Genomic DNA, 26,273 nt, shown 5'->3' on the forward strand with positions numbered 1-26,273 from the left:
CGCTCTCATGCCGTCTCCTCCGCTCTCAGGCAGGCGACCCCGCGGACGGACGGCGGCCGGCTCTCCCGGCAGCGCGGCTCGGCCAGCTCGCAGCGTGGCGCGAACGCGCAGCCGTCCTCGGCCTCGAAGGCCGCCACGGGCCGTCCGGGGATCACCGGCAGCCGGTGCGCGGTCTGCTCAAGGCTCGGCCGCGACCTCATGAGGCCGCGCGTGTAGGGGTGGCGCGGCTCGCCGTCGAGGTCCTCCACGATGCGGCCCGCGTACATCACCGCCAGCCGGTCACAGGTCGCGGCGGCCAGCTCCAGGTCGTGGGTGATCAGCAGCATGGCCATGCCGCGCTCGCGGCGCAGCTCGTCCAGGATGGCCATGACCTCGGACTGGGTGGTCACGTCGAGCGCGGTGGTCGGCTCGTCGGCCAGCACCAGGTCGGGCTCGACGGCCAGCACGGAGGCGATCATCACCCGTTGCAGCAGGCCGCCGGACAGCTCGTGCGGGTGCTGGCGCAGGCGCCGCTCGCCGTCGGCGATGCCGACCTCCTTGAGGAGCTGGACGGCCCGCGCCGACGCCTGCCGCACCGGCATCCGCAGGTTGTGGACCATGGCCTCGGTGAGGAAGTCGCCGACGCTGCGGACGGGGTTGATGTGCGCCCGCGGATCCTGGAAGACCATCGCGACGCGCTTGGCCCGCAGCAGCCGCAGCGCCCGGCCCGAGGGCACGTCGGCGCCGTCGAAGACGATCCGGCCGGTCACGCGGGCGCCGGGCGGGGTCAGGCCGATGACCGCGCGGGCGGTCATCGACTTGCCCGAACCGGACTCGCCGACCAGCCCGACGGCCTCTCCCGCGCCGATGGTCAGGTCCACGTGCTCGACCAGCGTCCGCCAGCTTCGTTCGTACGGCACGGCCAGGCCGAAGCCCTCCAGCGTCAACAGGCTCACGACTGCCTCCCCAGGCGATCGCCCAACAGGTTCACCGCGGCCACCACCAGCGCGATCAGCAGCCCGGCGCTCAGCGCCTCCAGCGGCTGGCCGCGCAGGGCGCTGTCCAGGCCGCTCTTGACCATCAGCCCCCAGTCGGCGGTGGGCGGCTGCACGCCCAGCCCGAGGAAGGAGACGGCCGCGACGTCGATCACCGCGAAGCCGAGCGCCGACACCGACTGAGCGACGATGATCGGCCGCAGGTTCGGCAGCAGGTGGCGCAGGCAGATGGCGGTCGCCGACCGGCCCTGCACCCAGGCGGCGGCCACGTACGGCAGGCTGCGCTCACGCAGCGCCGCGCTGCGCACCACCCGGGCCACGTACGGCGTGTACGCGACCGCCAGGCCGATCACCACGCCGGGCACGCCGGGACCGAGCACGGCCACGGTGACCAGCGCGAAGACGATGCCCGGCACGGAGAACAGCACGTCCAGCAGGCGGGAGACGACCGCGTCCACCTTGCCGCCCGCCCAGGCGGCGACGATCGCCAGCGTGGTCCCGGCGGCGCTCGCGACGCAGATCACCAGCACCGGGGCGAGCAACGTGGTCCGCGCGCCGTACATCAGCCGGGACAACACGTCCCTGCCCAGGACGTCCCCGCCCAGCGGATGCGCGACGGACGCGCCGCCCAGCGCGTTGAACAGGTCGGGCTGGTCGGGGTCGTAGGGCGCGAGCAGCGGCGCGAGCAGAGTGACCACCACGACGGCGGCCAGCAGGACGGCGGCGGCCACGCCCAGCCCGCCCAGGCGGCGGGTCACTGCCGCGACAGGCGCGGGTCGAGAGCGGAGTAGCACAGGTCCACCACCAGATTGATCAGGACGAAGGCGGTGACCAGCACGAGCACCACCGCCTGGACGATCGCGAAGTCGCGTTGCAGGATCGCGCGGACGAACAACGAGCCCAGACCGTCGAGGGCGAAGATGCTCTCCACCACGACCGAGCCGGCGATCAGCCCGGCGACGTTCAGGCCGACCACGGTCACCACCGGGATGGCCGCGTTGCGCAGCACGTGCCTGCGGACGATGTGCCCCTCGGCCAGGCCGCGGCTGCGGGCGGTCTCCACGTGCTCGCGGCCCAGCTCCTCCGACACCGAGGCCCGCGTGATGCGGGCGAGGAAGGCGGCGCTGGCCAGGCTGAGCGTGATCGCCGGCAGCGTGAGGTGGTGGATGCGGTCGCCGAACCCGTCGCCGGGCCCGAAGACCGGGAACCAGCCGAGTCCCAGCGCGAAGACGATGACCAGGATCACCCCGACCACGAACGGCGGCGTGGCCAGGAACACCGAGGAGACCAGGCTGACCAGCCCGTCGGCCCGGCCGCCGCGCAGCGCCGCGAGCAGGCCCATCGCCACGCCCCCGGCCACGATCAGCAGCGTCGCGTAGACCACCAGGACGACGGTCGTCGTCGCCCGGGACGCCATCAGCGCGGAGACGTCCTGCCGGTAGACCAGGGAGGCGCCGAAGTCGCCCGTCACCGCGTCGCGCAGCCAGGCGGCGTAACGCAGCAGGAAGGGGTCGTCCAGGTGGTACTGCGCGCGGATGGCCGCGACCTGCTCGGGGGTGCCGCTGCGGTTGCCGAGCAGGAACGCCATCGGCCCGCCGGGCACCAGGTAGAGCAGGCCGTACACCAGGAAGGAGGCGACCAGCAGGACCGCGATCAGCCCCGCCAGCCGTTTCGCCAGGAACCTCATGCCGCGCCGAGCCCCGCGGCCCACGGGTAGTACAGGTAGGGGAAGGAGGCGACGGCGCCGGTCACCCGCTTGTTCATGTAGAGGATCACCGGCAGGTTGTTCAGCGGCATCCACGGCACGTCGGTGGTGACCTTCTGCTGGATCGCCGTCACCAGCCCCGCCCGCTCCGCCTCGTCGTAGGCGGCCCGCGCCTTGGCGATGTCGGCGTTCACGGCCGCGTAGTCGTTGAAGTTGGTACGGCCGCCCGCCAGGAAGACGGTGTAGATGTCGAGCGGGTCCGGCACGTTGCCGTACCAGGTGGAGAAGAAGGCGTCGATGCCCTCGCGGGCCTTGGGGTCGCTGTAGAGGTTCCCGTACTGCTCGACGGGGATCACCTTGATCTCGATCTTCAGGCCGAGCGCCTCGCCGGTCGCCTTGATCAGGTTGGCGGTCTGCTCGTGGACGGCCGAGCTGCCCTGGATCCCGATGGTGATCGTCTGGGTGGGGGAGCCGGCCTCGGTGAGCAGCTGCTTGGCCTTGGCCAGGTCGGGCGTCTCCGGCGGGATCGCGTCGTAGGCCTTCTGGAAGGCGTCCCGCTGGTATCCCCAGTACTCGGCGCCGGCGAGGGTGCGCTGCGGCATGGCCGTCCCCTGGAAGACCACCTTGGAGATGGCCGCCCGGTCCAGCGCCAGCGACAACGCCTGGCGGACCTTCGGGTCGGCGTACGGGCCGGACTTGGCGGCGCCGAGCAGCGTCCAGAAGGTCAGCGACTTGCCGAGCGTGACCGAGCCGGTCGGCGACTGCTGGAGCTGGCCGAGCCCCGCCGGAGGCAGGTAGAAGTACTGCCCGTCCACCTCGCCGGAGCGCAGCGCGTTGATGGCGGTGGTCTCGTCGGCGATGAACCGGAAGACCAGCTCCTTGGTCTTCGGCCGCAGCGCGGTGTCCCAGTAGGCGTCGTTGCGGGTGATCGTCAGCGCGTCGCCGGACTTCCAGCTCCCGTACTTGTACGGGCCGGTGCACATCACCCCGCCGGTCGGCGAGCCCAGGTCCTTCTTCCCGGCGTACTCGGCCGACACGATCGCGCCGGCCGCGGTGGCCATCGCCTGGTTGAACAGCACGTCGGGCTGCTTCAGCGTGACGGTGACCTGCATCGGCCCGGTCGCCTTGATCGACTGCACGGTGTGGAAGTAGTCGCCCCACCAGGTGCCGAGCGCGGGGTCGAGGTGGCGGTTGAGGCTGGCCGCGACGTCCTCGGCGGTCAGCGGCGTGCCGTCCCAGAACTTCACGCCGTCGCGGATCGTGTAGACCCACGTGGTCGGGGTGGGGTTGTCGGCCTTCTCGGCCAGGCCGGGCTCGATGCCGAACTCGGGGGTCAGCCGCAGCAGGCTCTCGCACATGTTGGCCAGCACGGTGTTCTCGGCGTAGTTGAACGACCTGATCGGGTCGACCGTCTGCGGCTCGTACGGCAGGTTCCACGTCACCTTGTCCAGTTCCCCGGTGGCCGGGGCGGTGACGGTCCTGAGCTCCAGCTTGGGCGCCTCGCCCGAGCCCTGCTGCTGTTGTTGCGGTGCTGCGGCCTGCTGGCCGCATCCGGCCAGGGCCACCGCGAGTGCGGCGGCCACCGGTAGGGCTCGACGGATCATCAGGAGGACCTTTCGCGAACGCGTCCGTTGCGGACGACGAACTGGGGGATGGGCTTGTCCACGACCGCCTGGGCCATGGAGTCGGCGCGTACCAGGAGGAAGTCGGCGGGATCTCCTGGCCGGAGCCGGGCCTGCTCCAGGCCCAGCAGCGCGGCGCCCCCGTGCGCCGCGATCTCGTAGCACCTGGCCAGCTCCTCGTCGGTGCGGGCGTCGGTGCGGTAGGCGAGCAGGTGGGCGCGGTTGATCATGTCGCCGTCGCCGAACGGCGTCCACGGATCCCGCACCCCGTCGGATCCGAGTCCGACCAGCACCCCTGCCTCGACCAGCGGCCCGACCGGCAGGACCGGGTCGGCGCCGAGCGCGCAGGTGGTCAGCGAGATCTTCGCCTCGGCCAGCGTCTCGGCGAGGTCCGGGCGGTCGGCCAGGCAGAAGGCGTGGCTGATCGTCGTCGGCACACCGCTGGACCTCGCCCTGCGGGCGATCTCCAGCACCTGCGCGACCCCCTCGTCGCCGCCGTCGTGCAGGTGGATGTCGAGCGGGACGGTGTGCCGCTCGGCCAGGCCGTACAGCAGGTCGAGGTGTCCGTGCAGGTCGCCGTCGATGCCCACGGGGTCGAGCCCGCCGAGGATGTCCGCGCCCTCCTTGAGCGACTGCTCCATCAGCTCCGCCGTGCCCGGCCGGGACAGCAGCCCGAGCTGGGGGAAGGCGACGATCTGCACGTCCAGCAGGTCGGCGCGGGCCTGAGCGGCCTCCCGTACGCCGTGCACGTTGCTCAGGCCGTACACCGGGGCGACGTCCACGTGCGCCCGCCAGGCCCGGGTGCCGCGGGCGATCGCGTGGTCCATGAGGGCCATGGCCCGCATGGCGACCGGCGCGGTCATCTCCGCGCGCGCCGCGACGTCGCCCTCGATGAGGTCGCGCAGCGTCCCGGCCGGGGTGCGGCTCAGCCACGGCTGGCCCCAGGTGGTCTTGTCGGGGTGGACGTGCGCGTCCACCGGGGCGGGCAGGGCGAGCAGTCCGTCCGCCGCCACGACCTGGCAGTCTTCCGCCCGGCGTGCCGGCGGGACGACGCGACCGTCTTCGATCAGGACATCGTGGGGGCGTACATCGGTGAACAGAATCTGAGCCATACCGGCTGATCCCCTTAACCCGAGGGCGACAGTGGCATAGAATTATCAGACATCAGATGATTAGAGAAGAGGACAAATGCGGCACGTGGGCCGGACCTCCCTCGTCGACTCCGCCATCCGCGAGCTCCGCCAGGAGATCACCAGCGGCGTCTGGCCGGTCGGGGCCAAGATCCCTACCGAGAGCCGGCTGGCCGAGGCGCTGGGCGTCAGCAGGTTGTCGGTACGCGAGGCCGTACGCGTGCTCGTCCACGCCGGGCTGCTCACCACGCGTCAGGGCGACGGCACCTACGTCACCGCGACCGACGAGAGCGAAGTGGCGTTCAAGCGCCGCCTCGACCGCGCGGCCACCATGGACATCATCGACGTACGACGCGGCCTCGACCTCGTGGCGGCCCGCCTGGCCGCCGAACGCCGCAAGCCGGCCGACCTCGACGACCTGAGGACGGCCCTGGCCCGGCGCACCGCCGCCCACCAGGCCGCCGACCTCGACGCGTTCGCCGACGCCGACGTGGAGTTCCACCTGTCCATCGCCGCCGCCTCGCACAACCCCGTGCTGCTGGACCTGTACCGCGGCATGAGCGAGGCGGTGCGCGAGACGGTCCGCCGCGACCACTGCATGGAACGCGCCGTGCTCGGCTCCGACTCCACCCACGAGGACCTGTACGAGGCCATCGAGTCCGGCGACGCGGCCGGCGCGGCCACGATCGCGCTCACCATCCTCAACGACCAGGAACGCGACCTCTGACGCCCTCCACGCTGCCCGTCCGCCGGAGGCCGGGTCGTGAGCTACGGCCCAATCGTATGATCCGTCTCATGCCGATCCCCCGAGCGGTCGCCGTGGTCGTCGACGGCGCCCGGGTCCTGGTCATCAAGCGGTTCTTCCGGCGCGGCCCCGGCCTCACCTGCGGCATCTGCACCGCCAAAGGCCGGCAAGGGCAGCAGTGTCCCGGGCACCACTACGCGCTGCTCCCCGGCGGCCACGTGGAGGACGGCGAGTCGCCGGAGAGCGCCGCGGTGCGCGAGCTCCACGAGGAGACGACTCTCACCGCGACGATCGACCGGTTGCTCTTCACCGGCTCGCACAACGGCCGGCCCGCCTTCTACTTCCTCATGCGGGACGTGATCGGCGTCCCGTCGCTCTCCGGTGACGAAGCCGTGGATCACGGGCCGGACAACACCTTCGAGCTCATCTGGGCGAGCGCCGCCGAGTTCGGGCAGCTGGACCTCTACCCCGCCGACGTGCGCGCGCCACTCACCCAACTGCTCCACAGCTGACCCCGCGCCCGACCCCGGCCCGCGGTGCGGCGATCATCCCGCAGCCGCAGCGCCGCCAGGGCCGAGGTCTCGTTGAAGCGCACGAGAGTCCACCTGGGCGGCGGCCACTGTGTCGGCTCCTGGTCGGTGATCCATTCCGTCACCGAGGCCGGGCACACCTTGAGGTCGAAGGACCGGTAGACCGGCAGCAACCCGAGGGCGTTGAACGAGATCTCGACCGTCTCGGCGTGCCCGACCACGATGACGGTCTCACCGCGGTGCCGGTGGGCGAGGTCGGTGATGGTGCGGCTGGTGCGGGTCACCATCTCGGCCCAGGTCTCGTTGCCCTGCTGCCAGGGACGGTAGATGCCGCCGCCTTCGATGTCGAGGCGCCGGAACTCCGCGTGGGTGAGCCCGTCCGCCTCCGGCGGGGTGTGCCACGTACAGAGCCCGCAGTCCTGCGACGACGGCCGGCCGGTGGCCGTCGCGATCGCGGCGGCTGTCTGCACGGCGCGGGGCAGGGGCGAGGAGTAGATCGTCGTCGTGTCGTCGCCGATTTCCGCGGTGATTCGCCGTCCGAGCTGTGCCGCTTGCCGATGTCCGGTGTCGGTGAGGCCACGGCATCCTTTCGGGCCGCCTATCACGCCGTCCCGCTTGTGCAGGGAGTCCCCGTGGCGCACGAAGAACATCCGGGTTCGCATGCGGTGGATCATGTCAAAGGTCGGCACTCGAGGCATTCGTGGTCGGGATGCTGCTGGGGAGGTCGCGCCTCGTATTCTTGATCAGGTCGCCGAGGGCGCGGCCGTGAAGGGAACGGGATGAGTCGTTACTCACGGGTCGTGGTCAAGCTGAGCGGCGAGGCACTTGCGGGAGACGCCGGTTGGGGAACCGATCCGGCCAGTCTCGCTCAGCTGGCGGATGAGATTCTCTCCGTCAGTACGTTGGGCGTCGAGGTCGCCGTGGTCATCGGCGGCGGCAACTACTTCCGCGGCCGGATGGCCGACGGCTGGGGGATAGGCCGCGCGGAGGCCGACAACATCGGCATGCTCGGCACGGTGATGAACGCGTTGATGTTGCGTGGGGTGCTCACCGCGCGGTCGCAGACGGATGTGCGGGTGATGACGGCGGTGCCGATGCAGAGCGTCGCCGAGCCGTTCATCCGGCTGCGCGCCGACCGGCACCTCCGCCGCGGGCTGATCGTCCTGCTCGCCGGTGGCATCGGCCAGCCGTACGTCACGACGGACTATCCGGCTGTTCAGCGGGCTCTGGAGCTTGAAGCCGACGCGCTGCTGGTCGCCAAGCGCGGCGTCGACGGGGTGTACGACAGCGACCCGAACGTGAACCCGGACGCCAAGCGGTACACCAACCTCACCTATCGCGAAGCTCTGGCGGCCGGGGTGCGGGTGATGGACGAGAGCGCCTTCGTGCTCGCCAATGAACAAGGGCTTCTCATGCACGTGTTCGACGTGGCGGCGACGGGCGTGATGAAGGCGATCTGCCAAGGAGAGGACGTGGGAACGAGAATCACCCGGGATCCGGATTCCTCCAGATAGCCATTTCAGGTGGGTGATGAACGAGCAGGCGGCGGCTGAGATCGCAGAGGATTACCTGTCACGGTGGCGTCGTGTCGCTGTCCATGACGAACTCGCTCTCATGGAGGAGAACGACGACAAGGACTGGGTGAATGTCACCGGAAAGGACGGGAGCAGCTACAAGATACTTTTCTACGTGCTTCCCGAGGCCGATCGGGCACTCCGCCTGGTCGTCGCGGTGAACGATCGTGTGCCCCGTCCGAATGTCGCTCCCGTGACGCGGACCGCAGTCATGCGCCCGGATGGCACGTACACGGCCGTCCGTCCATGAAGTTCTGTCGTGGGCAGATGGCAGGATCATCGTCGTGACGGACAGCGATGATCTCCTTCGGCGTGTGTCGGCGAAGGCGGGCGCGACCGCGGAGCACCTGCCTCCTCCCGCGACGGCGGAGGACGTGGCACAGGCCGAACGCATCCTGGGCTTCCGACTCCCGCCGGTGCTCACCCGGCTCTACCGCGAGGTGGCCAACGGCGGCTTCGGCCCCGATTACCAGCTTCTCCCGCTCGCGGGAGAAGGACGCACCGTCGTGACCGAATACCGCGAGGCCCGGGAGACGTCAGGATCCGGCGGTGACGCGCACTGGCCGGCGGACGTGCTGCCCGTCCTGGACTGGGGGTGCGGCATGTACGCCGCCGTGGACTGCCGCAGCCCCGAGGGCGCCGTCCTCCTCTTCGAACCGAACGGGATCGGCGATGACTGGCACCACGCCTGGTATGTCGACTCCGAGAGCCTGACCGACTGGCTGGAGACCTGGCTCTCCGAAACGGGCTGGTACGAAGAGGACGCCGACGAAGACGCCGACGAAGACGGCGAGATGCGGCCATGGGAGTCCGCTCAACAGCGGCTGGCAGAATGATGCGCACTTCCCGGAACTGCGGGTGCAACCGTCGGAGGGCTCTGGCCTGGAGACTCGTTCTCCGTACACGTTCGCTGGGTGCCGCCGTCGTTCGTCCGCCGGCTCGGAGAGCAAAGCGGTTGCGCTGCGAGGAACCAGCGGCACATCATCTGAACAGTGGCTGTCCTGCCGGCCCCCTTGCCCCTGTTCCTCGACTGCGGCTGTCCGGACATCTACCACTGCCCGCGAGCCGGGGAAGCCGAGTGTCCCCGGCACAGCGGTTTCGGTGCTTGCTGCGACGCGCTTGAGCAGTACACCTCGGTTCGTGCCACCACCAGCCATGAGGAGACTCCGTGACAGAGGAAAGGGAAGTGCCCGTGGGCCAGGCCCTGAACGGCCTCGACGTCTACCCGCTTCCCGAAGGATGGACCGCTCTGGGGGCGATAGTCCTCGTGAAGTGCCTCGACGAGGAAGGCCATTCCTCATGGGCCTTCAGAACCACGGACGGGCTCAGCGACGAGGAACTCCTCGGCGCCCTCACCGTCCGAACCGACCTCCTCCGCCGCAAGCTGTACGAGGCATACACAGGCGACGAGGACGACGAATAAGCCAGGGCTTCTTCCGGCGACGCGCTATTTCGAGCGTGGCCTTGTGAACTCGCGGTGGAAGCGCTGAAGGCCTCCCGGGACGGGCATCGGCAGGCGATTCGACTACGTCCGCCGACGAAGGAAGGCCAGCGGAACGCAAGTCAATGTGGTGATGGCCATCAGCACCAAGCAGGGGAGTGCGTCGATTCGAATGTTCATCTCCGGCTGGTAGGTGTTCATGTACCACTCGTCCGACGCAGCCAGGAACCAGGCGCCTGCCGGCCACAGGAGATAGTGCGCGTGCCGCTGCGTACGTCGAAACGCCAAGAACAAGGCCACGAAGACGACCTCGCCCACTGTCAGGGGGATCGTCTGATAAAGCATTCCGATCAGCTCGGCCACGTGAGCACCTCAATATGTAGGTGAAGCTCCGCCACTATAGGTATTTGCGACGCCGCGCGCATCTCCAATGTCAGACGCTCCCGTCGGCCGCCGTTCCGCCTCAAGGCGAAGCGGGCCGTCGTCACGGGGGAGAGGTGGAGCGTCCCAGATCTGCTCGGTCTGTCCCCGGACGATGACGGGATGATCCGGCATCTACCTCTCCCACCTACGCCCCCCAGTGACTCCAGCACGTCCTTGCGTCGCTCTGGCCACTGCACCGGCTGTTTGCCCGGATGTCCTTCCTCCATGAGCGCCAAGCTACTGAGGCCTGTCGATGTTCGGGTCTCATGGGCGTGGTGGTCAGCGACGAGGACCCGGTACCGGCCCTTGGCGATCGTCAGTGAGCCGGAGCGCCCGAGTCGGAGGCGCAGAAGGGAGCCAGCGTTTGCCTCTCCCCGCGGTAGGAAGCATCATTTAAAGTGCCTCTTGTGATCACTGTTCGTGCGCTTTTCGCCGCCAGTTTCTTATGCGGAGTGCTCCTCGTACCGGTTCCTGCTGCGGCTGAAAGTTCTCCCAAGCCGCTGTCTCCGGATCGGCTCAAAGCGGCCCTGCTTCTGCCGGAGGACCTTGGCGCCGGCTTCGTACGTTACGCGAGCTGGAAGAGAGCACCGCATCGGTATGACATAGTCACCCGCTCGAAGGCGTGCACCAAGGCGGTCAAGGGCGTTCTTCCCCTCTATCGAGCCAAGGCCGCGACCTGGTTGAGGAAGGAAGACGGGTGGGAAGGGGTGAGCGAGTACATCGTGAGCGGTACTCGCGGCAAGATTGCCGGCTTGGAGCGCGCGGCCAAAGTGATGGTCCGCGACTGCAATGGCGTCACGGTTACTACGGACGCCACCAAAGACACGATCCGCAAGCTATCGGTCGGCAGGCTCGGCGACGCTTCCTATGGGCTAAAGCTCCGCAGTGGGTTCCCGGGCAGGAACTTGGACAAGGAGTCGATGGTGGCGATCGACATCGTGATTACCAGGGTGGGGAACACCATGATCGCACTGGAGCACGATGGACACGTGGGCCAGTTTGATCCCGCGCTCACCAGGTCTGCCGCGCAGACAGCCACGAGCCGCCTCCTGGAAGCTCTAAAGGCTTCCTAGCAAACCTTCCGCGGCGAGGTCACGCAGTGAGGCGGGTTCCTTTGATGTGGCGGGGAGCGCCGCCCTTAACAACCATGAGAACAACTCGGCAGTTTGGCAGCCCGGCAAGTACGCGTGTTGCGCTCAGTCGAGCAGGTCAGGACGGCGGTTAATCCGGGCCTGCGGGCGGTTACGAAACGTTGGTGGAACTCTTCGCCTCGGCGGGCGTGAACTATGCCGAGGTCGATGTGTGCGTCGGCGACTTGCACTGGGGCGTTGGAGGTGCCGTCCGGGCGGGTGAGCGTCTGGATGGTTTCGCGGGCGCGGTCGTCGTCGGCGAGTCAGGTTTAGCAGGTGGCGGCGTAGAAGACCCACATGGCGTGGTCAAAGACGAAGTGATGGCCCGGGTGATCGGGCATGGGCAGACTGGTAAGGACTTCGGCCTCTCGGGTAAGTCCGCGGTCAGCTTCGTGGCGGTCGCCGATGCGGGCCAGCCCGTGCGCCTCTTGCGTGGTGGGGGTGGAGCATGGCGCTGCTGGGGCGGCCTGGCGGCTCGTATGCACTCCGCGCGCTCTACTCGGGCTTTCTATCTCATGGCCCGCCGGAGAGTGATTCGCCATCGAAAAGGTTGGACAGCCCCTCTGTGCGGGCAGCAAGATTTCGGCATGGGAACCGACATCCATGGATTCATCGAGTGCCGCACATGGGCTCCCGGACTCGATGTCGGTGAGACCGCTTGGTGTGCTGCTCTCTCGCTGAAGATGTTGGTTGGCAGAGACTATGAAGCCTTCGATTGCATCTTCGGGGTTCGCAGCTCAGGTCACTGGCGACCGATAGCGGCCGATCGCGGGCTCCCTCAGGATGCGTCGGAGACCACCAAAGCGGGTTTGGCGGAATGGGGGGAAGCCGCCTTCGGTGCCACGTGGTTGAACTGGGATGAGGTCACCGCGATCGACTGGGATGAACCCGCGCTTCACCCGACCAACGTAGCCCAGTATCGGCTGCTTCCCGATCAGAGCCTAGAACTCGTTTACCGCTCAGTATGGAGCCGTAGGTTCGCTCGGGTAAGTGGCGTGGATACCTTGACGGTCGATCCTTGTCAGGTGGCTGTGCTGTGGAATGAAGGCACCGAGTGGAGGGACAAAGACACCGTCTTCCGCGTTGAGCGTGCCACGCGCCGCCAGGCCGTACCGCCTGACAGCCTCTGGCACGGGGTATGGACAGTCATGCGTACGCTCGCGCGCGTTCACGGAGATGATGCTGTCCGCTTGGTGGTCTGGTTCGAGGAGTAGGCGCTCCGGCATGCCGGACAACGCTTTCGTGCTTGGAGCGGGTGACGGAAATCGAACCCGCGCTGTCAGCTCCGGAATAGGCAACTGATCTTGCGGTCCTGAGCTGGATGGACGAGGGTGCAGGCCAAGGCGGGTTGAGTGACCGTGAGTCTCCGTGATTCACCGCCGAGCGCCGCCCGTTCTGGCACGGACCTAACGCGCGATCGATGCCTCTGTGTTCTGGCATTGTCGGTCGAAGCTGGCAGCATGCAGCCCCATGGACATGGACGACTTCAGGCCCTCCTCCAGCGGCCGGCCTCCGCACGGGGAGTGCAGATCATGACCGAGGATGAAATCTTCGAAGCGATAAGGTCAGACGCTGGGCCCGATGTCCCCCCGGTGGCCTCGTCCGAGGCCGTCGCCGAGGCTGAAGACGCCATCGGTTACCCGCTCCCTCCGCTGCTGCGACGGTTGTATCTGGAGGTGGGGAACGGAGGTTTCGGTCCTCGCGGGGGCATCATCGGTGTACGGGGTTATGACTTCTGGCAGAGCGACATCTACGCGGACATCACTGAGTCGGCTCTGGCGTTTCGTACTGATCCTGCGACCCACGGCCGGGCATGATCCAGTTGTTGGACTGGGGATGTGCGATCGCGTCACTTATGGATTGCCGGGATCCCCAAGGGGCGATGTGGGGATGGGACCCCAATCTGTGCTGCTTGGATCATGCGCTCTTTCCTCAGGACATCACCTTCGCGTCGTGGCTCGCCGCGTCGATCGGCCGTGATTTCCCCGAACCGTTCTATGACGGCTACTTCGAGCTCTCGCCGCAAGAGGAGGAAGAGATCGCGGAGAGTCCCATCGGAGAAGAGGGGGCACCGTGCATGTGGTCGCCGATTGTATGGGTGAAGGGCAGGAAGGCCGACATCTGGGAGCGCCGCCACACGTCCGAATGACTGACGGGTTGGTTTCGTAAGGAGCGCGGGGCCCAGTTCAGGAGGGGCGGCTTCCACCGAACTGGGCCATCACGCTGAGAGCGGGTGACGGGAATCGAACCCGCGCTGTCAGCCTGGGAACTGCATCGATCACGGCCTGTCGGGGTGCTGAGCTGGTCCAGAGTCATCGTGGTTGACCCCTCATCACCCCTCTTAGTGGCCCACCCATGGACCGATCATCAGGCTCCGGCCTGTCGCTCTACCACTGCTTCCCCTCCGCCAAGCGCTGGTCCTTCATCGCGTCGATGGAGTCGCTGATGGCGCGCAGCACAGCCCGGGCCTGCGCCGCGCGCACCTCCCCAGTCTGATCATCCTGTCTGCTGTCGACCATCGAGAACGGGAAGTGGCGCTGGTCTGCTCGTCCCTGGGCGATGGTGGGCGGGGGATGATCAGGCACCTCAGCAACCGCGGCCCCAGCACCCGTCGTGGTGATCATGCGTTACGAGCACCTAACAGAACGATGTACATCATCGTGCCGGCTTGTGAGTGGGGATCTTGCGGTGACGAAGTGATCATCGACCAGACACAGCATGTACAGCTTGCATATAGAGTTGCGACCCGCCGGTATCCAGCGAGGGAAGACAGGGGGGATCTTCCTGATGAGCAGCCGCTTCGGGCCGATCGCAAAGCTCAGCGGTTGGTGGACATCCGCACTGTTGGCGGGCCTGGGATTCGGTGTTGTCACCAATCTTGCCCAGGGCTGGCTTCCAGGTGCCTGGAACCAGGTCGCCAACTCCGGTGCTGTCTGGTGTGTCCCGGCGTTCATCGTCGGCGCCCTGCTTGCCGGCCGGGCGTCAGCGCGGTCAGCCGCCGTCGCCGGCCTGTGTGCCTCGGTCGGCCTGGTCGTTGGGTATTACGGGTACGCGGAGTTCGGCCGGGACGGCATGGGCAGCCTCACCTATCCGCTGGTGTGGCTTGCGATGGCGGTCATCAGCGGTCCGTTGTTCGGCGTGGCGGGGATGTGGTGGCGGAACGGACGCACCACCCGTAACCGTGTCATCGGGCTCGCCGCGCTGGGAGGCGTCTTCGGGATGGAGGGCATCTTGTATGCCTTCGTCCTGCATTACGCCCCGCAGGCATGGGTCTGTCTGGCCGTCCTGATCCTTGCGCCGCTGGTGATGGCACGTCGGCAAAGAGAGCGGATGCCGACCCTGCTGACGGCCCTGGCCCTCGCGCCACTGGCGTACTTGGTCGTCGGTTTCCCACTTCAGTACGTGACGACATGAGGTGGAGGTTCTCAGAGGGATCCGTCAACGGCTGCCCGGCAGGATAGACGCGTGGCCGTGAGGAACCGGAGGCGTTGGAACCACAACATCCATCACCACCCCGCATCCTGCGCGCGATCCCTGGTTCCCAGCATGCCCTTGACGTAGGTTGAGGCGAGGGCATGCTCGCCCGCGAACTGCGACGGACCGTGCCGAGCGTCACTGCCATCGACCTCGACGCGCCCAGCATCGACCAAGCCCGCGAGCGCCCCGATGACGTCGACTACATCCTCGGCGATTTCCTCTCCCCCCTTCAAGCCCGCCTCGTTTGACGTCATCGCATTCGTGGCCACCCTGCATCACATGGACGCCGCCGCCGGGTTGGCCCGCATGCGCGAGCTGCTGCGCCCCTGCGGTGGCCTGGCCATCGTCGGCCTCGCCCGTAGCACCATGCCCGACGACCTGCCGCGCGACCTGGCCGGCGTCGCCGTCGGTGCCTTCCACCGCGCCATGAAGGGCCACTGGGAGCATTCATCCCCCACGGTTTGGCCGCCGCCGGTGACGTACCCGCAGATGCGAGCGTTGTCCGGCGAGATGCTGCCCGGCTCCCAGTATCGCCGTCACCTTCTGTTGCGATACAGCAACATCTGGCGCAAGCCGCAGAACTGAGCAAGGTCGGCTGATGGCCTAGACATCATCAGGGCCCGGTCGGGATCCACTCCATGACCTGGGGTGTGGAGCGGGTGACGGGAATCGAACCCGCGCTGTCAGCTTGGGAACTGCACCGATCACGGTCCCTGTAGCAGGGGATTGCTGGTCGCACAGGATGTCGGCAAGGTCATGAGTGAACGTGGTTGACCGCTCGTCACCTTGGTTAATGGCCCGCTAATGGCCCGACGATCAGCCGTCGATCGGGAGCTGGAGTATCCGCCGGAGGGACTTCCTCAAGGATGATGTGTACTGTGCCTGACCTGTTGTGGGATGACGTGAAGGGCCTCTTCGACCCCGACATCAACGGAACGTTGCCCGACGTGGTCGTAGAGGGAACGACTGTCGAGGACTGGCAGGTGCTGCTTGAGCTCGTTCGGTCGCAGGATTGGCAGTACGCCTACTCGATGACTGGTGAGCCGATGGAGCTCACGTCGGCTGCTGACATGGTCGCCGCTGCATCCGCCGGCGCCACGCCTGAATTGAGAGTCTGGCCGATCCCCGAGGTCCTGATGATCTTCCGGCTGTATCAGGCCGAGTCGATTGACTTCGACGTTGACCTCAAAGAATTGCAGGGGCAGGAGCGGTTGGATGTCCTGGTGGCTGCCCTCCGCCTGATCGGACAGCGTCTTGGGAAGTCTGTGCTGATGTCTTCGGAGGGTTCCCCTGGCTATCCGGATCTCGGGTTCGATGTCGAGGCCGGCCGGGTGGTACTGATGGTCGAACCGATTGGTCCGGGGGCAGCGATTGTGAAACCTACGGATTAAGAGATCCAGTTCAAGCTGTTCCAGGTAGTGCAATGCAGGTCAGCGGGCATGGGTGGTCTGCTCTGAACGGGCTGGTACGGGCTTGAACTGCAGGAGGAATTGCAACTTACGGTTGATCCCCAGTGATGTTGGATCGGTACACTCGCGCAGTGTTCAGCGTGCGTTGGCCGGACTACTTCGACGAGCAGGCGCCCCTCATCGAGTCTAAGGGTTGGTTCTCGGATGTCCTGATCGAGCGGGAGGGACAGCTCTACCGCCCGGCATTCTACGATCCGATCCGACTTGGGCAAGAGATCGCCGAGGAGATGGCACGCGGCGCAGGCTTCTTCAGAGAGCCCAACCTGGTCGTGGTCGACCGAGTCACGCGCGCCTATATGGAAGCCGCCATCAGCGCGCTCATCGACAACGGCTTTAACCTGCTACCTGAGTGAGACCAGCCAGGACTGACGGATCACAGGAGACGATTCGATCGAGCTCTAAGGCGCCGGGCTGCACGCATCAGCCGGAAAACGGTCGGCAACCATACTGCTCGGTGGTCCGGGGCTGAGGAACGAAGCCCTGGACCCTCGATCGCCCCCGACCATGCACGATGGCCAGCCACGCCGTGGCGATCGTAGTGCTACATCTGTGCGGCGGCGTGGCAATCCCGGCCGGTGCGTTCGGTTGGGACGGCGCGGCGGGCGGGCGGTGCCCGGCCCGGTGTCCCGCCGCCGTCCGGGACCGGCCCCCAGGCCGCGCGCCCGGACGGCGGGCGGGCGGAGGGCCGGGGGTACGGCGGCGCGCCGCGCCGCCGCTTGATCCTTAAGAGAACAATTCGGCAGTGCTCACGCTGTGTGTCCGCTCAGTGTTTGAGGAGCAGGTTCATCACGTGGGCGAAGCTGGCCGTGAGGGAGTCGAGCACGGCTTTGCTCTTTGCGGCTGTCGCGAGGGATGGGCGGCCGATGACGCCGTTCTTGGTGTAGGCCTGCATGCCTTCGGTCAGGAGGTGTCGTCGTTCGTTGGCGACGTGGTCAGCGTTCTCATGGCCTGGGCGGATGACTTCCGGGTAGGCGTGCAGCAGGATTGAGGTCTCGATCTCTCCAGCGTGCATGTCCTCGTGCATGGAACTGGACAGTTGTGCGGCGGCTCGGGCGTCTTGCCAGTCTTCGCGGGTGGGGAAGAGCGCCATGGCTCGGCCGGCTGCGTTGGCCTCCTGGACGACGTTGCTGACGACATAGTTGCCGCCGTGCGCGTTGACGACGACGAGGGCCTGCGGGCCGTTGAGGGAGTCGTGCACGTCCGTGATGATCGCGTGCAGAGTGCGCGCGGAGATGCTGACTGTGCCGGGCCAGGTGCTGTGCTCGTGGGAACAGGAGATCGTAATGGGCGGGAGCTGCATGACCGGGTAGGCGTCGCTGGCCACCTTCGCGAGCCTGCGCTGGGGCGAGGTCAGTGCGCTACGCCGGATGGACGTGGACCTCGACGCGCGTACGGTCCGAGTACGGGTGGCCTTCATGGAGCGCTCGTCCGGCGGCCTGGTGCTCGGCCCGCCCAAGTCGAAAGCGGGACGGGCAACCGTGGGCATCCCGCAGAGCATCATCCCGATCCTCCGCGAGCACATGGACACCTACGTCAAGGACGAGCCGGGATCACTCATGTTCCCCGGGGCCAAGGGCGGGCCGATCCGTCGTAGTGGCTTCAACAGCCGTACCCGATGGGTCGATGTGGTGTCCGACATGTGCTTGCCTGGGCTGCACTTCCACGACCTGAGGCACACGGGGAACATGCTCGCCGCCGAGTCGGGCGCGGGCCTCAAGGACCTCATGGCGCGGATGGGGCATGACAACGTACGAGCGGCGATGATCTACCAGCACGCGGTCAGAGGGGCGGACGAGGCGATCGCCAACGCCATCGACAGGCAACTCGCGGCCCGTGATGACGACGAGGGGGACGAGGCGGCCGGAGCACTGGTTCTCGCAGGATGATCAACGGCTAATGGCCCGCTAATGGCCCGAAAAGATCGAACAGCCCCGGACGTGATCAAGGCCCGGGTGAGGATCTGATTCCTGACCTGGACCCTCGTAGTGAGAGCGGGTGACGGGAATCGAACCCGCGCTGTCAGCTTGGGAAGCTGATGTTCTGCCATTGAACTACACCCGCACGAACCGGAGTACGCGTCCACCACTGTAGCGGAAACTTGCCCCCCAACAGCAAACCCAACGCCCCACCTTTTCCGGCCGGGACGGTAAGTTGGCTCATCGTGTTGCTATCTGACCGTGACATCCTTGCTGAGATCGACTCCGGCCGGCTCGCCCTAGACCCCTTCCACCAGGACATGATCCAGCCGTCCAGCATCGACGTACGGCTCGACCGCTACTTCCGTGTCTTCGAGAACCACAAGTACCCCCATATCGACCCCTCCGTCGAGCAGCCGGATCTCACGCGGATGGTCGAGCCGTCCGGTGACGAGCCGTTCATTCTGCATCCGGGGGAGTTCGTGCTGGCCTCCACCTATGAGGTGATCACGCTCCCCGACGACCTGGCCTCGCGGCTGGAGGGGAAGAGCTCGCTCGGACGGCTGGGCCTGCTGACGCACTCCACCGCCGGGTTCATCGATCCCGGTTTCAGCGGGCACGTCACGCTTGAGCTGTCCAACGTGGCGACCCTGCCCATCAAGTTGTGGCCGGGGATGAAGATCGGGCAGTTGTGCGTGTTCCGGCTCAGCTCGCCCGCCGAGCACCCGTACGGGTCGGCCAAGTACGAGTCCCGGTATCAGGGGCAGCGGGGCCCGACTCCGTCCCGGTCGTTCAGGAACTTCCACCGGACGAGGATTTGAGTGAACAACAGGTGAACATTTAGGGAACGTCGCGGAAGGATGAGCCCTCCGCGCACCCCACAACAGGCCACGTCACCGGCCGGATTTCCCTGCAAAAAGCGGCCAAACTACTCCGGACGCCGGTGTCGCACAACATACGCAGGGTAGCCAGAAGGCGAAGGAGACATGAAGTTCGCATTTCGCCTGGTAACCCGTACCCTCTTCCACGGACCATCCCCGCACATCTGGAGAACGACGTGCGCCTGCGTCTCACGCCACGTGAGGACAGCTACTACGACCTGTTCGCCGACTCCGCGAACAACCTGGTCACGGCATCCCGTCTGCTGGTCGAGATCATCAGTGACGGATCGGACAGGGAAGCCCTGGCCGAGAAGATGCGCGCCTGCGAGCACGCCGGTGACGAACGCACCCATGCGATCATGAACCGGCTCAACGAGAGCTTCATCACTCCGTTCGACCGTGAGGACATCTACCGCCTCGCCTCCAACCTCGACGACGTGATGGACGCGATGGAGGCCGCCTCCGACCTCATCGTCCTCTACCAGATCGACCATCTCCCCAAGGACGTGGTCCGGCAGGTCGAGGTCCTGGAACGCGCCGCCGAGCTGACCGCCGAGGCGATGCCCCGGCTGCGTTCCATGAAGAACCTCAACGAGTACTGGATCGAGGTCAACCGCCTGGAGAACCAGGGTGACCAGGTCTACCGCAGGCTGCTGGCCAAGCTGTTCAGCGGCGAGTACGACGCGCTCACCGTCATGAAGATGAAGGAGGTCGTCGACGCCCTGGAGGAGGCCGCCGACGCCTTCGAGCACGTGGCCAACACCGTCGAGTCGATCGCGGTCAAGGAAAGCTAGGCCCAGTGGACCTCACGCTCGCCCTCGTCATCGGCGTGGTCGTCATCTCCCTGGCCTTCGACTACACCAACGGGTTCCACGACGCGGCGAACGCCATCGCGACCTCCGTCTCGACCCGGGCGCTCACTCCCAGGGCCGCGCTGTTCATGGCCGCGGCGATGAACTTCATCGGCGCCCACCTGGGCACTCAGGTGGCCCAGACCGTCGGAAAAGGGATCATCGACGCTCCCAACGGTCCGCACGGCCTGGTCGTCGTGGCCGCGGCGCTCATCGGCGCGATCGTCTGGAACCTGATCACCTGGTACTTCGGGTTGCCCTCCTCCTCCAGTCACGCGCTCATCGGCGGCCTGGTGGGCTCCGCGCTGGCCTCGGCCAGCGTGGTGCACTGGGACGGCGTCGTCGACAAGGTCGTCATCCCGATGATCCTGTCGCCGCTGATCGGGTTCAGCCTGGCCGCGTTGATCATGATCGCAATTTACTGGATCTTCCGCAACAGCCAGCCGGGCAGGACCAACCGCGGCTTCCGCTACGCGCAGACCGTCTCGGCCGCCGCCATGGCGCTCGGGCACGGCCTGCAGGACGCGCAGAAGACGATGGGCGTCATCTTCCTGGCGCTCACGGTCGGCGGGTACGCCAGCCCCGGCGAGGGGATCCCGCAGTGGGTCATCCTGAGCGCCGCCGGTGCGATCTCGCTCGGCACGTACGCCGGCGGGTGGCGCATCATGCGCACGCTCGGCCGGCGCATCATCGCGCTCGACCCGCCCCAGGGGTTCGCCGCCGAGTCGGCCGCGGCCACCGTCCTGTACGGAGCCGCGATCGGGTTCGGCGCGCCGATCTCCACCACCCACACCATCACCACGGCGATCATGGGCGTCGGCGCGACCAAGCGGCTGAGCGCCGTGCGGTGGGGCGTGGCCGGCAACATCGTGACCGCCTGGGTGCTCACCATCCCGGCGGCGGCCCTCGTGGCGGCGCTGGCCTACGGCGTCCTGCACCTGATGGTGGAGTAGGACGCCGGGGGGCTATCCGGCGGCGTACATCACGTCCACGTCCCAGCGGGCGAAGCCCAGGGACTCGTACAGCCTGATCGCGGCCGTGTTGGCCTCGTCCACGTAGAGCATCGCGTGGGCGAGGCCGCGCGAGCGCAGGTGGGTCAGACCGGCCAGGGTGAGCGCCCGGCCCAGGCCGGTGCCCTGCTGGGAGGGGTCGACGCCCACGACGTAGACCTCGCCGAGCGGCTCGTGGCCGTGCTCGGACGAGCCGTGGATCTTGGTCCAGTGGAAGCCGGCGAGCCGGTCGCCGCGTACGGCCAGGAAGAAGCCCTCGGGGTCGAACCAGGGCTCGCGCTCGCGCCGGTGCAGGTCGTCGAGCGTCCAGGCGCCCTGTTCGGGGTGGTGGGCGAAGGCGGCGGCGTTCACCTTGAGCCACGCCTCCTCGTCCTGACCGGGGACGAACGTGCGCAGCTCCACGCCCTCGGGAAGCGTGTGGGGCGGCAGCGGGGCGAACAGCGAGCGGCGCATCTGCCACAACGAGCGCACCCGGTCGAAGCCGAACGACGCCGCCAGCGCCCCGGCCCCGGCGTGGTCGCCGTGCGCCCACAGCCGCACCCTGCCGCCGGTCAGCTCCAGGACGGCCCGCAGCAGCCGCGTCCCGTGGCCCTGTCGCCGGTGGGCGGGATGGATGACCAGCTCCGCGCTCGGACCCTCGACCTCGTCGGTCGGGTCGACGTGCGCGTAGCCCGCGGGCGCGCCGTCGTCGGCGTGCAGCAGCAGCGAGCGGGCGCGGGGGTCGCCGCCGTACCGGAGATGGAGCATCACGTGCTCGTTGAGCGGTCGGACCCCGTCCGTCTCGGTCGCCGCCTCGACGATGCGGAGAACCTGGGAGACCTCGTCGTCGTCGAGCCGTTCGCAGATCTTCACATGTGCACCCACATAAGGAACTCTAGGCGTACCAATGGCGAACAATGCCATGGGCTGCCCCGGTCAATCGTTACCTTTGCGACATTCGTTGCATAGGGAGACGTCGTAACGTCCCTCTCATGACGTCACGCACCCTCCTCCGGCTGTGCACGGCCGGCGCCGCAACCGCGGCCGGGATCGCCCTGGCCATGGCGCCCGCGGTCGCCGCGACCAGCGGCTCCGCCGGTCACGGAACCGGCCACGGCGGGCCGACCGTCCCGGTCCGCCTGCTGAGCATCAACGACCTGCACGGCAACCTCGAACCGCCGTCGGGCTCCTCCAGCCGCATCCTCGACCCGGACGGCCCCCTCGTCGACGCCGACGGCTCGCTGACCGGGCTGCCCGGCGGCAAGTACTCGATCGCCGGCGGCGCGTCGTACCTGGCGACGTACGTCAAGCAGGCGCGCACCGAGAACACGCTGCTCGTGGCGGCGGGCGACCTGATCGGCGCGTCCCCGCTGATCTCGGCCGCCTACCACGACGAGCCCACCCTGGAGGTGCTCGGCTCGCTCGGACTCAACGCGACGGCCGCCGGCAACCACGAGTTCGACGAGGGGTACGCCGAGCTGCAGCGCCTCATGAACGGCGGCTGCCACCCGGTGGACGGCTGCTCGCCCGCCGGCCAGTGGAAGGGCACGGACTTCGACTTCCTCGCCGCCAACGTCCTCAAGGAGGGCACCGGCCAGTACGCCCTGTCGCCGTTCTACGTCAAGAAGATCAACGGCGTGCAGGTGGGCTTCATCGGCCTGGTGACGGCGACCACGCCGACCATCGTCACCGCCGAGGGCATCAAGGGCCTGCAGTTCACCGAGGAGGTCGCCGCGGCGAACCGGGCCTCGGCCTACCTGGCGCGCAGGGGCGTCAAGGCGCAGGTCGTCCTGATGCACGAGGGCGACTCGACCACCCCGAACCAGAGCCCGGACGCGTGCTCGGCGAACACCGCCAACGCCGGCTCGCGCATCGCCAGGGAGCTGAACCCGCAGATCGACCTGGTCATCAGCGGCCACTCGCACCAGGCCTACATCTGCAAGACCAAGGACCCGGCGGGCCAGGACCGCTACTACACGCAGGGCTCGTCGTTCGGCCGCGTGCTGACCCAGATCGACCTGAAGGTCGACAAGCGCACCCGGGACGTGGTCCGCTCCTCGGTCACCGCGGACAACAAGGTCGTCGCCCGCACGGTCACCCCGGACCCGCAGGTCGAGGCGCAGATCCAGACGTGGCGGACGCGCAGCGCCGAGGTGGCCAACCGCAGGATCGGCACGATCACCGGTGACATCAGCAACGTCGTCACCAACACCTCGGCCGCGACCACCCGGCCGGAGACGCCGCTCGGCGACCTCATCGCCGACTCCCAGCTGGAGGCGGCCAAGCCGGCGGGCGCGGAGATCGCGCTGATGAACCCGGGCGGCATCCGCACCTCGCTGACGTACGCGCAGTCGGGGGCCGAGGGCGACGGCGTCGTCACCTACGGCGAGGCGTTCGCCGTCCAGCCGTTCAGCAACATCGTGCAGGTGCGCACGTACACCGGCGCGCAGCTCAAGGCGTTGCTGGAGCAGCAGGTCTGGACGCCCAACCCGACGACGGGCGCGATCAACCACCGGCTGCTCCAGGTGTCGTCGTCGCTGACCTACACCTTCGACACCACCAAGCCGGTGGGGTCGCGCGTGTCGGACGTCAAGCTCAACGGCGCCCCCGTCACGGACACGCAGTCGATCAAGATCGCCGCGAACAACTTCCTGATGGGCGGCGGTGACGGCTTCTCGGTGTTCACGCAGAGCACGGACACGTGGAGCGGGCCGGTCGACCTCGACGCGTTCACGGCGTACCTGACCGCGCACTCGCCGATCAGCCCGTCGGCGGCCGACCGCATCAAGATGATCAAGTGATCCCGGGCCGGGGGTCCCGCCGTGCGGGACCTCCGGCTCTTCCTGCCAGGGCACGACAGCGTGCGTCCGAGGGCGGCGGATGATGCACGCGGTGCGGCGGCAGGCGGACTCAGGACCGGTGCGGTGAGTCGGCGGAAGGTTCCTGCTCGCGGTACAGCGGCAGGCTGGCCACCAGACGGGCGCCCGGTTCGTGGTCGGCGACCTTGAGCGTGCCGCCGTGCGAGGCGCAGATCTCGCGGGACAGCGGCAGGCCCAGCCCGCTGCCGCCCTTCTCCTTCCGGCGGGCGTCCTCCAGCCGGGTGAAGCGTTCGAAGACGCGCTCGCGGTCGGCGGGCGGGATGCCGTCGCCGTCGTCGGTGACCGAGACGCAGACGTGGTCGCCTTCCACCCACACCCTGAGGTCGATCCGGTGCGCGGCGTGCCGGGTGGCGTTGTCCAGCAGGTTCGTCAGCAGCCGGTCGAGCTGGACCGGCGAGCCGAGGACGGGGGCGTGGGCGCACATGTCCACGACGATGGGGATCTTGCCGCCCGCGCGGCGGCGTACCTGCTCCTCGGCCAGGCGGCACATGTCCACGACGCGGCGGTCGGGGATGGCGCCGGCGTCCAGGCGGGCCAGCAGGAGCAGCTCGTCGATGATCCCGGTGAGACGTTCGGCGGCGGCCAGGGCGCGGGCGCCGGTGGCCGGCCAGTCGGTCTCGTCGGGGTAGGCGTTGGCGACCTCCAGCTGGGTGCGCAGGGCGGAGATGGGGCTGCGCAGCTCATGGGAGGCGTCGGCGACGAAGCGGCGCTGGGTCTCGGCCGAGCGTTCGAGGCGGTCCAGCGTGTCGTTGGTGGTGGCGGCCAGGTCGGTGATCTCGTCACCGGTCTCGGGGACGGGCACGCGCCGGCTCAGGTCGCGGCCGGTGATCTCGGCGAGCTCGGCGCGGATGCGCTCGACCGGGCGCAGCGCGGAGGCGACCACGACCCAGGTGATGCCGGCGACGATCACCAGGGCGATGGGCGTGCCGAGGAACACCACGGCGTTCAGCCAGGACAGCGCCCGGTTGACGTCGCTGAGGGAGGAGGCGCCGTACACGGTGACGAGCCGGCCGTCGGGGGTGCGCACCTTCATCGCCATGATCAGGTACTGGGCCTCCTTCTCGTCCCTGAGGCCGGTGAGCGTGCTCTCGGCGCTGTAGAGGGTCTCCGGCTTGTCCACCCGCATGCCGGACAGCCGCTGGCCGTGGTGCAGGCCGGGGCTGGTGGCCAGCACGCGTCCGTCGGCGTCGACCACCTGCAGGAGCTGCACCCGGGCCGGGGCCTCCAGCGTCGCGGGCAGCTGTCCGGCGCGGGCCTCGCTGGCCACCCTGCGGACGGCCAGCTCCACCCGGGTCTCCACCAGCCCGTGCAGGTTGTCCGGCCCGAGGGTGAGGGCGAGCGCGCCCGTGACGGCCAGGACCACTGCCGCCACCAATGTCGCGAGCGTGGTCAGGCGCCCGCGGATCGAGCGGGGAAAGAGCCTTTTCGCCATCCCCTGAGACCTACCCATGGAGACCTGAACGGGGAAAACGCCGGATCGAGATTCGGCAAGCGGCCCGCAAAGAGGGGTGTCCCGCCGGGGCGGCCGGGCGTCCCGCTCGAATAGTGGATCACGTGGGAGGCGCCACGAGCATGCCGCCGGACCTCGGCGGGCGGCTGCGGCGACACATGGACGAGGTGATCGATCTGTGCCGCATCATCACCATCTGAGCGGGTTCTGGGCCGTGCCGGCGCTCGTCGTGCTGGTGACGTACGTGGTGCTGGCCGGGCGGACGGCGTGGAGCCGGTGGCGTACCGCGAGCTTCGCCGGGGGCTGCGCGCTGGTGACCGTGGCGCTCACCGATCCCGTCGCCGCGCTGGCCGCGACCGACTTCCGCGGCCACGTGCTGCAGCACCTGCTGATCGGCGTGCCGGCGCCCCTGGCCCTGGCCCTGGGCGCGCCGGTGACGCTGCTGCTGCGCTCGCTGCCGGCCGCGCGGGCCGGCCGCCTGGCCCTGGCGCTCCGCGGGCCCGCCGTCCACCTCCTGGCCAACCCGTGGACGGCGCTGGCCCTCAGCGCCGGCGGCCTGGCGGCCCTGTACTGCACGCCCCTGTACGGGCTCGTCCCCGCGCCGCCGGTGCACGCCTACCTCCTGCTGGCCGGTTACCTGTTCGCCTGGGTCGTCGCCGGGCCCGACCCCGCGCCGCGCCGCCCGCCGGCGCCGGTGCGGCTGGCCGTGGTGGGGGTGGCGATCGCCGTGCACGCGGGCCTGTCCGCGGCCATGTACGCCGGATCGCTGGAGCTGCCGGTGCCGTCCGGCCAGCTCAGGGGCGCGGCGGAGATCATGTTCCCCGGCGGGGGCGCCGCGGAGCTGCTGCTCGCCGTGGCCCTGGCGGCGTCCCGGCGGGCCCGGCGCACCCCAGAGGACGCCGACGTCGAGCTGCTCGCCCCCGGCCTCACCGTCCGGGTGCCGGGGGAGCCCGAGCCCGTCCGGCGGATCCGCGTCCCCGACCGCGAGCCGGCGAGGACGACGCGCGGCCCGCTCACCCCCTCCGAGTACGGCGACGAGGACGGACCCGACCCCGCCGACCTGTAGCCGCCCGGCAGCGGCCCCGTC

At 68.3% G+C, this 26,273-nt stretch carries 32 protein-coding genes and 1 tRNA gene; 21 read left to right on the forward strand and 12 right to left on the reverse strand.

From position 1 onward, the window contains the following. Positions 1 to 5 precede the first annotated feature (5 nt). Genes ACFYYW_RS41365 through ACFYYW_RS41385 form a run of 5 tightly spaced genes read right to left on the reverse strand, consistent with a single transcriptional unit; the run spans position 6 to position 5,413 of the window. On the reverse strand, positions 6 to 935 hold the full coding sequence (locus ACFYYW_RS41365; RefSeq protein WP_387658008.1) for an ABC transporter ATP-binding protein: 930 nt from the start codon (positions 933 to 935) through the stop codon (positions 6 to 8). Then, complete coding sequence (locus tag ACFYYW_RS41370) at positions 932 to 1,732, reverse strand: ABC transporter permease (protein ID WP_387658012.1); 801 nt, start codon at positions 1,730 to 1,732, stop codon at positions 932 to 934. Before ACFYYW_RS41370 ends, ACFYYW_RS41365 begins: the two co-directional genes overlap by 4 nt. Next, positions 1,729 to 2,661, reverse strand: a complete 933-nt coding sequence (locus tag ACFYYW_RS41375; protein ID WP_387658015.1) for an ABC transporter permease — start codon at positions 2,659 to 2,661, stop codon at positions 1,729 to 1,731. Before ACFYYW_RS41375 ends, ACFYYW_RS41370 begins: the two co-directional genes overlap by 4 nt. Continuing rightward, a complete protein-coding gene (locus tag ACFYYW_RS41380) occupies positions 2,658 to 4,283 on the reverse strand; it encodes an ABC transporter substrate-binding protein (RefSeq protein WP_387658017.1) in 1,626 nt (541 codons plus the stop codon). The genes ACFYYW_RS41375 and ACFYYW_RS41380 overlap by 4 nt, the downstream gene beginning before the upstream one ends. Then, the gene (locus ACFYYW_RS41385; protein ID WP_387658020.1) at positions 4,283 to 5,413 is read right to left on the reverse strand and encodes an amidohydrolase family protein; all 1,131 of its coding nucleotides are present in this window, start codon (positions 5,411 to 5,413) and stop codon (positions 4,283 to 4,285) included. Before ACFYYW_RS41385 ends, ACFYYW_RS41380 begins: the two co-directional genes overlap by 1 nt. Positions 5,414 to 5,489: 76 nt before the next feature. Between ACFYYW_RS41385 and ACFYYW_RS41390 the strand changes: the two genes are divergently transcribed. Continuing rightward, positions 5,490 to 6,158, forward strand: a complete 669-nt coding sequence (locus ACFYYW_RS41390) for a FadR/GntR family transcriptional regulator (protein ID WP_352323932.1) — start codon at positions 5,490 to 5,492, stop codon at positions 6,156 to 6,158. A 68-nt stretch (positions 6,159 to 6,226) separates the two neighbouring features. Next, a complete protein-coding gene (locus tag ACFYYW_RS41395; RefSeq protein WP_387658023.1) occupies positions 6,227 to 6,688 on the forward strand; it encodes an NUDIX hydrolase in 462 nt (153 codons plus the stop codon). On the opposite strand, the gene ACFYYW_RS41400 is transcribed toward ACFYYW_RS41395, so the two are convergent. Then, entirely contained in the window at positions 6,640 to 7,368 is a 729-nt protein-coding gene (locus ACFYYW_RS41400) for a histidine phosphatase family protein (protein WP_387658025.1), read from the reverse strand. The genes ACFYYW_RS41395 and ACFYYW_RS41400 overlap by 49 nt on opposite strands. A gap of 138 nt (positions 7,369 to 7,506) precedes the next feature. Here ACFYYW_RS41400 and pyrH point away from each other — a divergent pair, with 138 nt between their 5' ends. The 4 genes from pyrH to ACFYYW_RS41420 all read left to right on the forward strand — a co-directional run bounded on the left by pyrH (position 7,507) and on the right by ACFYYW_RS41420 (position 9,703). After that, positions 7,507 to 8,220, forward strand: coding sequence for a UMP kinase (pyrH, locus tag ACFYYW_RS41405; RefSeq protein WP_358289523.1), 714 nt, complete (start codon positions 7,507 to 7,509; stop codon positions 8,218 to 8,220). Positions 8,221 to 8,236: 16 nt separating this feature from the next. Then, positions 8,237 to 8,530, forward strand: a complete 294-nt coding sequence (locus ACFYYW_RS41410) for a hypothetical protein (protein ID WP_387658030.1) — start codon at positions 8,237 to 8,239, stop codon at positions 8,528 to 8,530. Positions 8,531 to 8,564: 34 nt separating this feature from the next. Then, the gene (locus ACFYYW_RS41415) at positions 8,565 to 9,116 is read left to right on the forward strand and encodes an SMI1/KNR4 family protein (RefSeq protein WP_387658033.1); all 552 of its coding nucleotides are present in this window, start codon (positions 8,565 to 8,567) and stop codon (positions 9,114 to 9,116) included. Positions 9,117 to 9,448: 332 nt separating this feature from the next. Next, a complete protein-coding gene (locus ACFYYW_RS41420) occupies positions 9,449 to 9,703 on the forward strand; it encodes a hypothetical protein (RefSeq protein WP_352323926.1) in 255 nt (84 codons plus the stop codon). Positions 9,704 to 9,805: 102 nt separating this feature from the next. Here ACFYYW_RS41420 and ACFYYW_RS41425 read toward each other — a convergent pair whose 3' ends face one another. Then, the gene (locus ACFYYW_RS41425) at positions 9,806 to 10,084 is read right to left on the reverse strand and encodes a hypothetical protein (protein ID WP_387658036.1); all 279 of its coding nucleotides are present in this window, start codon (positions 10,082 to 10,084) and stop codon (positions 9,806 to 9,808) included. A 467-nt stretch (positions 10,085 to 10,551) separates the two neighbouring features. On the opposite strand from ACFYYW_RS41425, the gene ACFYYW_RS41430 reads away from it, so the two are divergent. The 4 genes from ACFYYW_RS41430 to ACFYYW_RS41445 all read left to right on the forward strand — a co-directional run bounded on the left by ACFYYW_RS41430 (position 10,552) and on the right by ACFYYW_RS41445 (position 13,423). Then, a complete protein-coding gene (locus ACFYYW_RS41430) occupies positions 10,552 to 11,217 on the forward strand; it encodes a hypothetical protein (protein ID WP_387658039.1) in 666 nt (221 codons plus the stop codon). A 182-nt stretch (positions 11,218 to 11,399) separates the two neighbouring features. Next, positions 11,400 to 12,488 carry a hypothetical protein gene (locus tag ACFYYW_RS41435; protein ID WP_387658042.1) on the forward strand — a complete coding sequence of 363 codons (1,089 nt, stop codon included), beginning with the start codon at positions 11,400 to 11,402 and terminating at the stop codon, positions 12,486 to 12,488. A 318-nt stretch (positions 12,489 to 12,806) separates the two neighbouring features. Further along, a complete protein-coding gene (locus tag ACFYYW_RS41440; RefSeq protein ID WP_387658045.1) occupies positions 12,807 to 13,091 on the forward strand; it encodes a hypothetical protein in 285 nt (94 codons plus the stop codon). A 95-nt stretch (positions 13,092 to 13,186) separates the two neighbouring features. After that, positions 13,187 to 13,423: a hypothetical protein gene (locus tag ACFYYW_RS41445; protein WP_387658048.1), complete on the forward strand. Its 237-nt coding sequence runs from the start codon at positions 13,187 to 13,189 to the stop codon at positions 13,421 to 13,423. Between the two features lie 238 nt (positions 13,424 to 13,661). Here the strand turns inward: ACFYYW_RS41445 and ACFYYW_RS41450 are convergent, their stop codons facing one another. Then, positions 13,662 to 13,898 carry a hypothetical protein gene (locus ACFYYW_RS41450; protein WP_387658051.1) on the reverse strand — a complete coding sequence of 79 codons (237 nt, stop codon included), beginning with the start codon at positions 13,896 to 13,898 and terminating at the stop codon, positions 13,662 to 13,664. Between the two features lie 163 nt (positions 13,899 to 14,061). Here ACFYYW_RS41450 and ACFYYW_RS41455 point away from each other — a divergent pair, with 163 nt between their 5' ends. The 5 genes from ACFYYW_RS41455 (at position 14,062) to ACFYYW_RS41475 (ending at position 16,573) form a co-directional block, all read left to right on the forward strand. After that, positions 14,062 to 14,688, forward strand: coding sequence for a DUF6518 family protein (locus tag ACFYYW_RS41455; protein WP_387658054.1), 627 nt, complete (start codon positions 14,062 to 14,064; stop codon positions 14,686 to 14,688). Positions 14,689 to 14,849: 161 nt separating this feature from the next. Further along, on the forward strand, positions 14,850 to 14,999 hold the full coding sequence (locus tag ACFYYW_RS41460) for a hypothetical protein (protein WP_387658201.1): 150 nt from the start codon (positions 14,850 to 14,852) through the stop codon (positions 14,997 to 14,999). Continuing rightward, the gene (locus ACFYYW_RS41465; RefSeq protein ID WP_387658057.1) at positions 14,941 to 15,336 is read left to right on the forward strand and encodes a class I SAM-dependent methyltransferase; all 396 of its coding nucleotides are present in this window, start codon (positions 14,941 to 14,943) and stop codon (positions 15,334 to 15,336) included. The genes ACFYYW_RS41460 and ACFYYW_RS41465 overlap by 59 nt, the downstream gene beginning before the upstream one ends. 293 nt (positions 15,337 to 15,629) lie before the next feature. Continuing rightward, the gene (locus tag ACFYYW_RS41470; protein WP_387658060.1) at positions 15,630 to 16,142 is read left to right on the forward strand and encodes a hypothetical protein; all 513 of its coding nucleotides are present in this window, start codon (positions 15,630 to 15,632) and stop codon (positions 16,140 to 16,142) included. A gap of 149 nt (positions 16,143 to 16,291) precedes the next feature. Next, positions 16,292 to 16,573, forward strand: coding sequence for a hypothetical protein (locus ACFYYW_RS41475; protein ID WP_387658063.1), 282 nt, complete (start codon positions 16,292 to 16,294; stop codon positions 16,571 to 16,573). 410 nt (positions 16,574 to 16,983) lie between these two features. On the opposite strand, the gene ACFYYW_RS41480 is transcribed toward ACFYYW_RS41475, so the two are convergent. Continuing rightward, positions 16,984 to 17,544 (reverse strand): creatininase family protein, encoded by a 561-nt coding sequence (locus tag ACFYYW_RS41480; protein ID WP_387658066.1) that lies wholly within the window; start codon positions 17,542 to 17,544, stop codon positions 16,984 to 16,986. Between the two features lie 43 nt (positions 17,545 to 17,587). On the opposite strand from ACFYYW_RS41480, the gene ACFYYW_RS41485 reads away from it, so the two are divergent. Beyond that, on the forward strand, positions 17,588 to 18,106 hold the full coding sequence (locus tag ACFYYW_RS41485; protein WP_387658069.1) for a tyrosine-type recombinase/integrase: 519 nt from the start codon (positions 17,588 to 17,590) through the stop codon (positions 18,104 to 18,106). A gap of 104 nt (positions 18,107 to 18,210) precedes the next feature. On the opposite strand, the gene ACFYYW_RS41490 is transcribed toward ACFYYW_RS41485, so the two are convergent. Beyond that, a tRNA-Gly gene (locus tag ACFYYW_RS41490) sits at positions 18,211 to 18,281 on the reverse strand. Positions 18,282 to 18,381: 100 nt separating this feature from the next. Here ACFYYW_RS41490 and dcd point away from each other — a divergent pair. The 3 genes from dcd (at position 18,382) to ACFYYW_RS41505 (ending at position 20,821) form a co-directional block, all read left to right on the forward strand. Beyond that, entirely contained in the window at positions 18,382 to 18,957 is a 576-nt protein-coding gene (dcd, locus tag ACFYYW_RS41495; RefSeq protein ID WP_352327958.1) for a dCTP deaminase, read from the forward strand. Positions 18,958 to 19,193: 236 nt separating this feature from the next. Next, the gene (locus ACFYYW_RS41500; RefSeq protein ID WP_106243913.1) at positions 19,194 to 19,811 is read left to right on the forward strand and encodes a DUF47 domain-containing protein; all 618 of its coding nucleotides are present in this window, start codon (positions 19,194 to 19,196) and stop codon (positions 19,809 to 19,811) included. A 5-nt stretch (positions 19,812 to 19,816) separates the two neighbouring features. After that, positions 19,817 to 20,821 carry an inorganic phosphate transporter gene (locus ACFYYW_RS41505; protein ID WP_352327959.1) on the forward strand — a complete coding sequence of 335 codons (1,005 nt, stop codon included), beginning with the start codon at positions 19,817 to 19,819 and terminating at the stop codon, positions 20,819 to 20,821. 12 nt (positions 20,822 to 20,833) lie between these two features. Here the strand turns inward: ACFYYW_RS41505 and mshD are convergent, their stop codons facing one another. Continuing rightward, the gene (gene mshD, locus ACFYYW_RS41510; protein WP_387658073.1) at positions 20,834 to 21,742 is read right to left on the reverse strand and encodes a mycothiol synthase; all 909 of its coding nucleotides are present in this window, start codon (positions 21,740 to 21,742) and stop codon (positions 20,834 to 20,836) included. 107 nt (positions 21,743 to 21,849) lie between these two features. Between mshD and ACFYYW_RS41515 the strand changes: the two genes are divergently transcribed. Beyond that, the gene (locus ACFYYW_RS41515) at positions 21,850 to 23,658 is read left to right on the forward strand and encodes a bifunctional metallophosphatase/5'-nucleotidase (protein WP_387658076.1); all 1,809 of its coding nucleotides are present in this window, start codon (positions 21,850 to 21,852) and stop codon (positions 23,656 to 23,658) included. 109 nt (positions 23,659 to 23,767) lie between these two features. Here the strand turns inward: ACFYYW_RS41515 and ACFYYW_RS41520 are convergent, their stop codons facing one another. After that, positions 23,768 to 25,108, reverse strand: a complete 1,341-nt coding sequence (locus ACFYYW_RS41520) for a sensor histidine kinase (RefSeq protein ID WP_387658078.1) — start codon at positions 25,106 to 25,108, stop codon at positions 23,768 to 23,770. Between the two features lie 256 nt (positions 25,109 to 25,364). Between ACFYYW_RS41520 and ACFYYW_RS41525 the strand changes: the two genes are divergently transcribed. Then, positions 25,365 to 26,252, forward strand: a complete 888-nt coding sequence (locus ACFYYW_RS41525) for a cytochrome c oxidase assembly protein (protein ID WP_387658081.1) — start codon at positions 25,365 to 25,367, stop codon at positions 26,250 to 26,252. Positions 26,253 to 26,273: the final 21 nt, after the last annotated feature.

The organism is Nonomuraea sp. NPDC001831 (assembly GCF_042892035.1).
Classification (GTDB): domain Bacteria; phylum Actinomycetota; class Actinomycetes; order Streptosporangiales; family Streptosporangiaceae; genus Nonomuraea.

Coding starts and splice junctions, on each gene's coding strand:
- ACFYYW_RS41390 (WP_352323932.1), top strand. CDS start 5,490: ATGCGGCACGTGGGCCGGACCTCCCTCGTCGACTCCGCCATCCGCGAG.
- ACFYYW_RS41440 (WP_387658045.1), top strand. CDS start 12,807: ATGACCGAGGATGAAATCTTCGAAGCGATAAGGTCAGACGCTGGGCCC.
- ACFYYW_RS41385 (WP_387658020.1), bottom strand. CDS start 5,413: ATGGCTCAGATTCTGTTCACCGATGTACGCCCCCACGATGTCCTGATC.
- ACFYYW_RS41375 (WP_387658015.1), bottom strand. CDS start 2,661: ATGAGGTTCCTGGCGAAACGGCTGGCGGGGCTGATCGCGGTCCTGCTG.
- ACFYYW_RS41485 (WP_387658069.1), top strand. CDS start 17,588: ATGGACGTGGACCTCGACGCGCGTACGGTCCGAGTACGGGTGGCCTTC.
- ACFYYW_RS41400 (WP_387658025.1), bottom strand. CDS start 7,368: ATGCGAACCCGGATGTTCTTCGTGCGCCACGGGGACTCCCTGCACAAG.
- ACFYYW_RS41450 (WP_387658051.1), bottom strand. CDS start 13,898: ATGATCACCACGACGGGTGCTGGGGCCGCGGTTGCTGAGGTGCCTGAT.
- ACFYYW_RS41455 (WP_387658054.1), top strand. CDS start 14,062: ATGAGCAGCCGCTTCGGGCCGATCGCAAAGCTCAGCGGTTGGTGGACA.
- ACFYYW_RS41395 (WP_387658023.1), top strand. CDS start 6,227: ATGCCGATCCCCCGAGCGGTCGCCGTGGTCGTCGACGGCGCCCGGGTC.
- ACFYYW_RS41465 (WP_387658057.1), top strand. CDS start 14,941: ATGACGTCGACTACATCCTCGGCGATTTCCTCTCCCCCCTTCAAGCCC.
- ACFYYW_RS41380 (WP_387658017.1), bottom strand. CDS start 4,283: ATGATCCGTCGAGCCCTACCGGTGGCCGCCGCACTCGCGGTGGCCCTG.
- ACFYYW_RS41460 (WP_387658201.1), top strand. CDS start 14,850: ATGCTCGCCCGCGAACTGCGACGGACCGTGCCGAGCGTCACTGCCATC.
- ACFYYW_RS41410 (WP_387658030.1), top strand. CDS start 8,237: ATGAACGAGCAGGCGGCGGCTGAGATCGCAGAGGATTACCTGTCACGG.
- ACFYYW_RS41515 (WP_387658076.1), top strand. CDS start 21,850: ATGACGTCACGCACCCTCCTCCGGCTGTGCACGGCCGGCGCCGCAACC.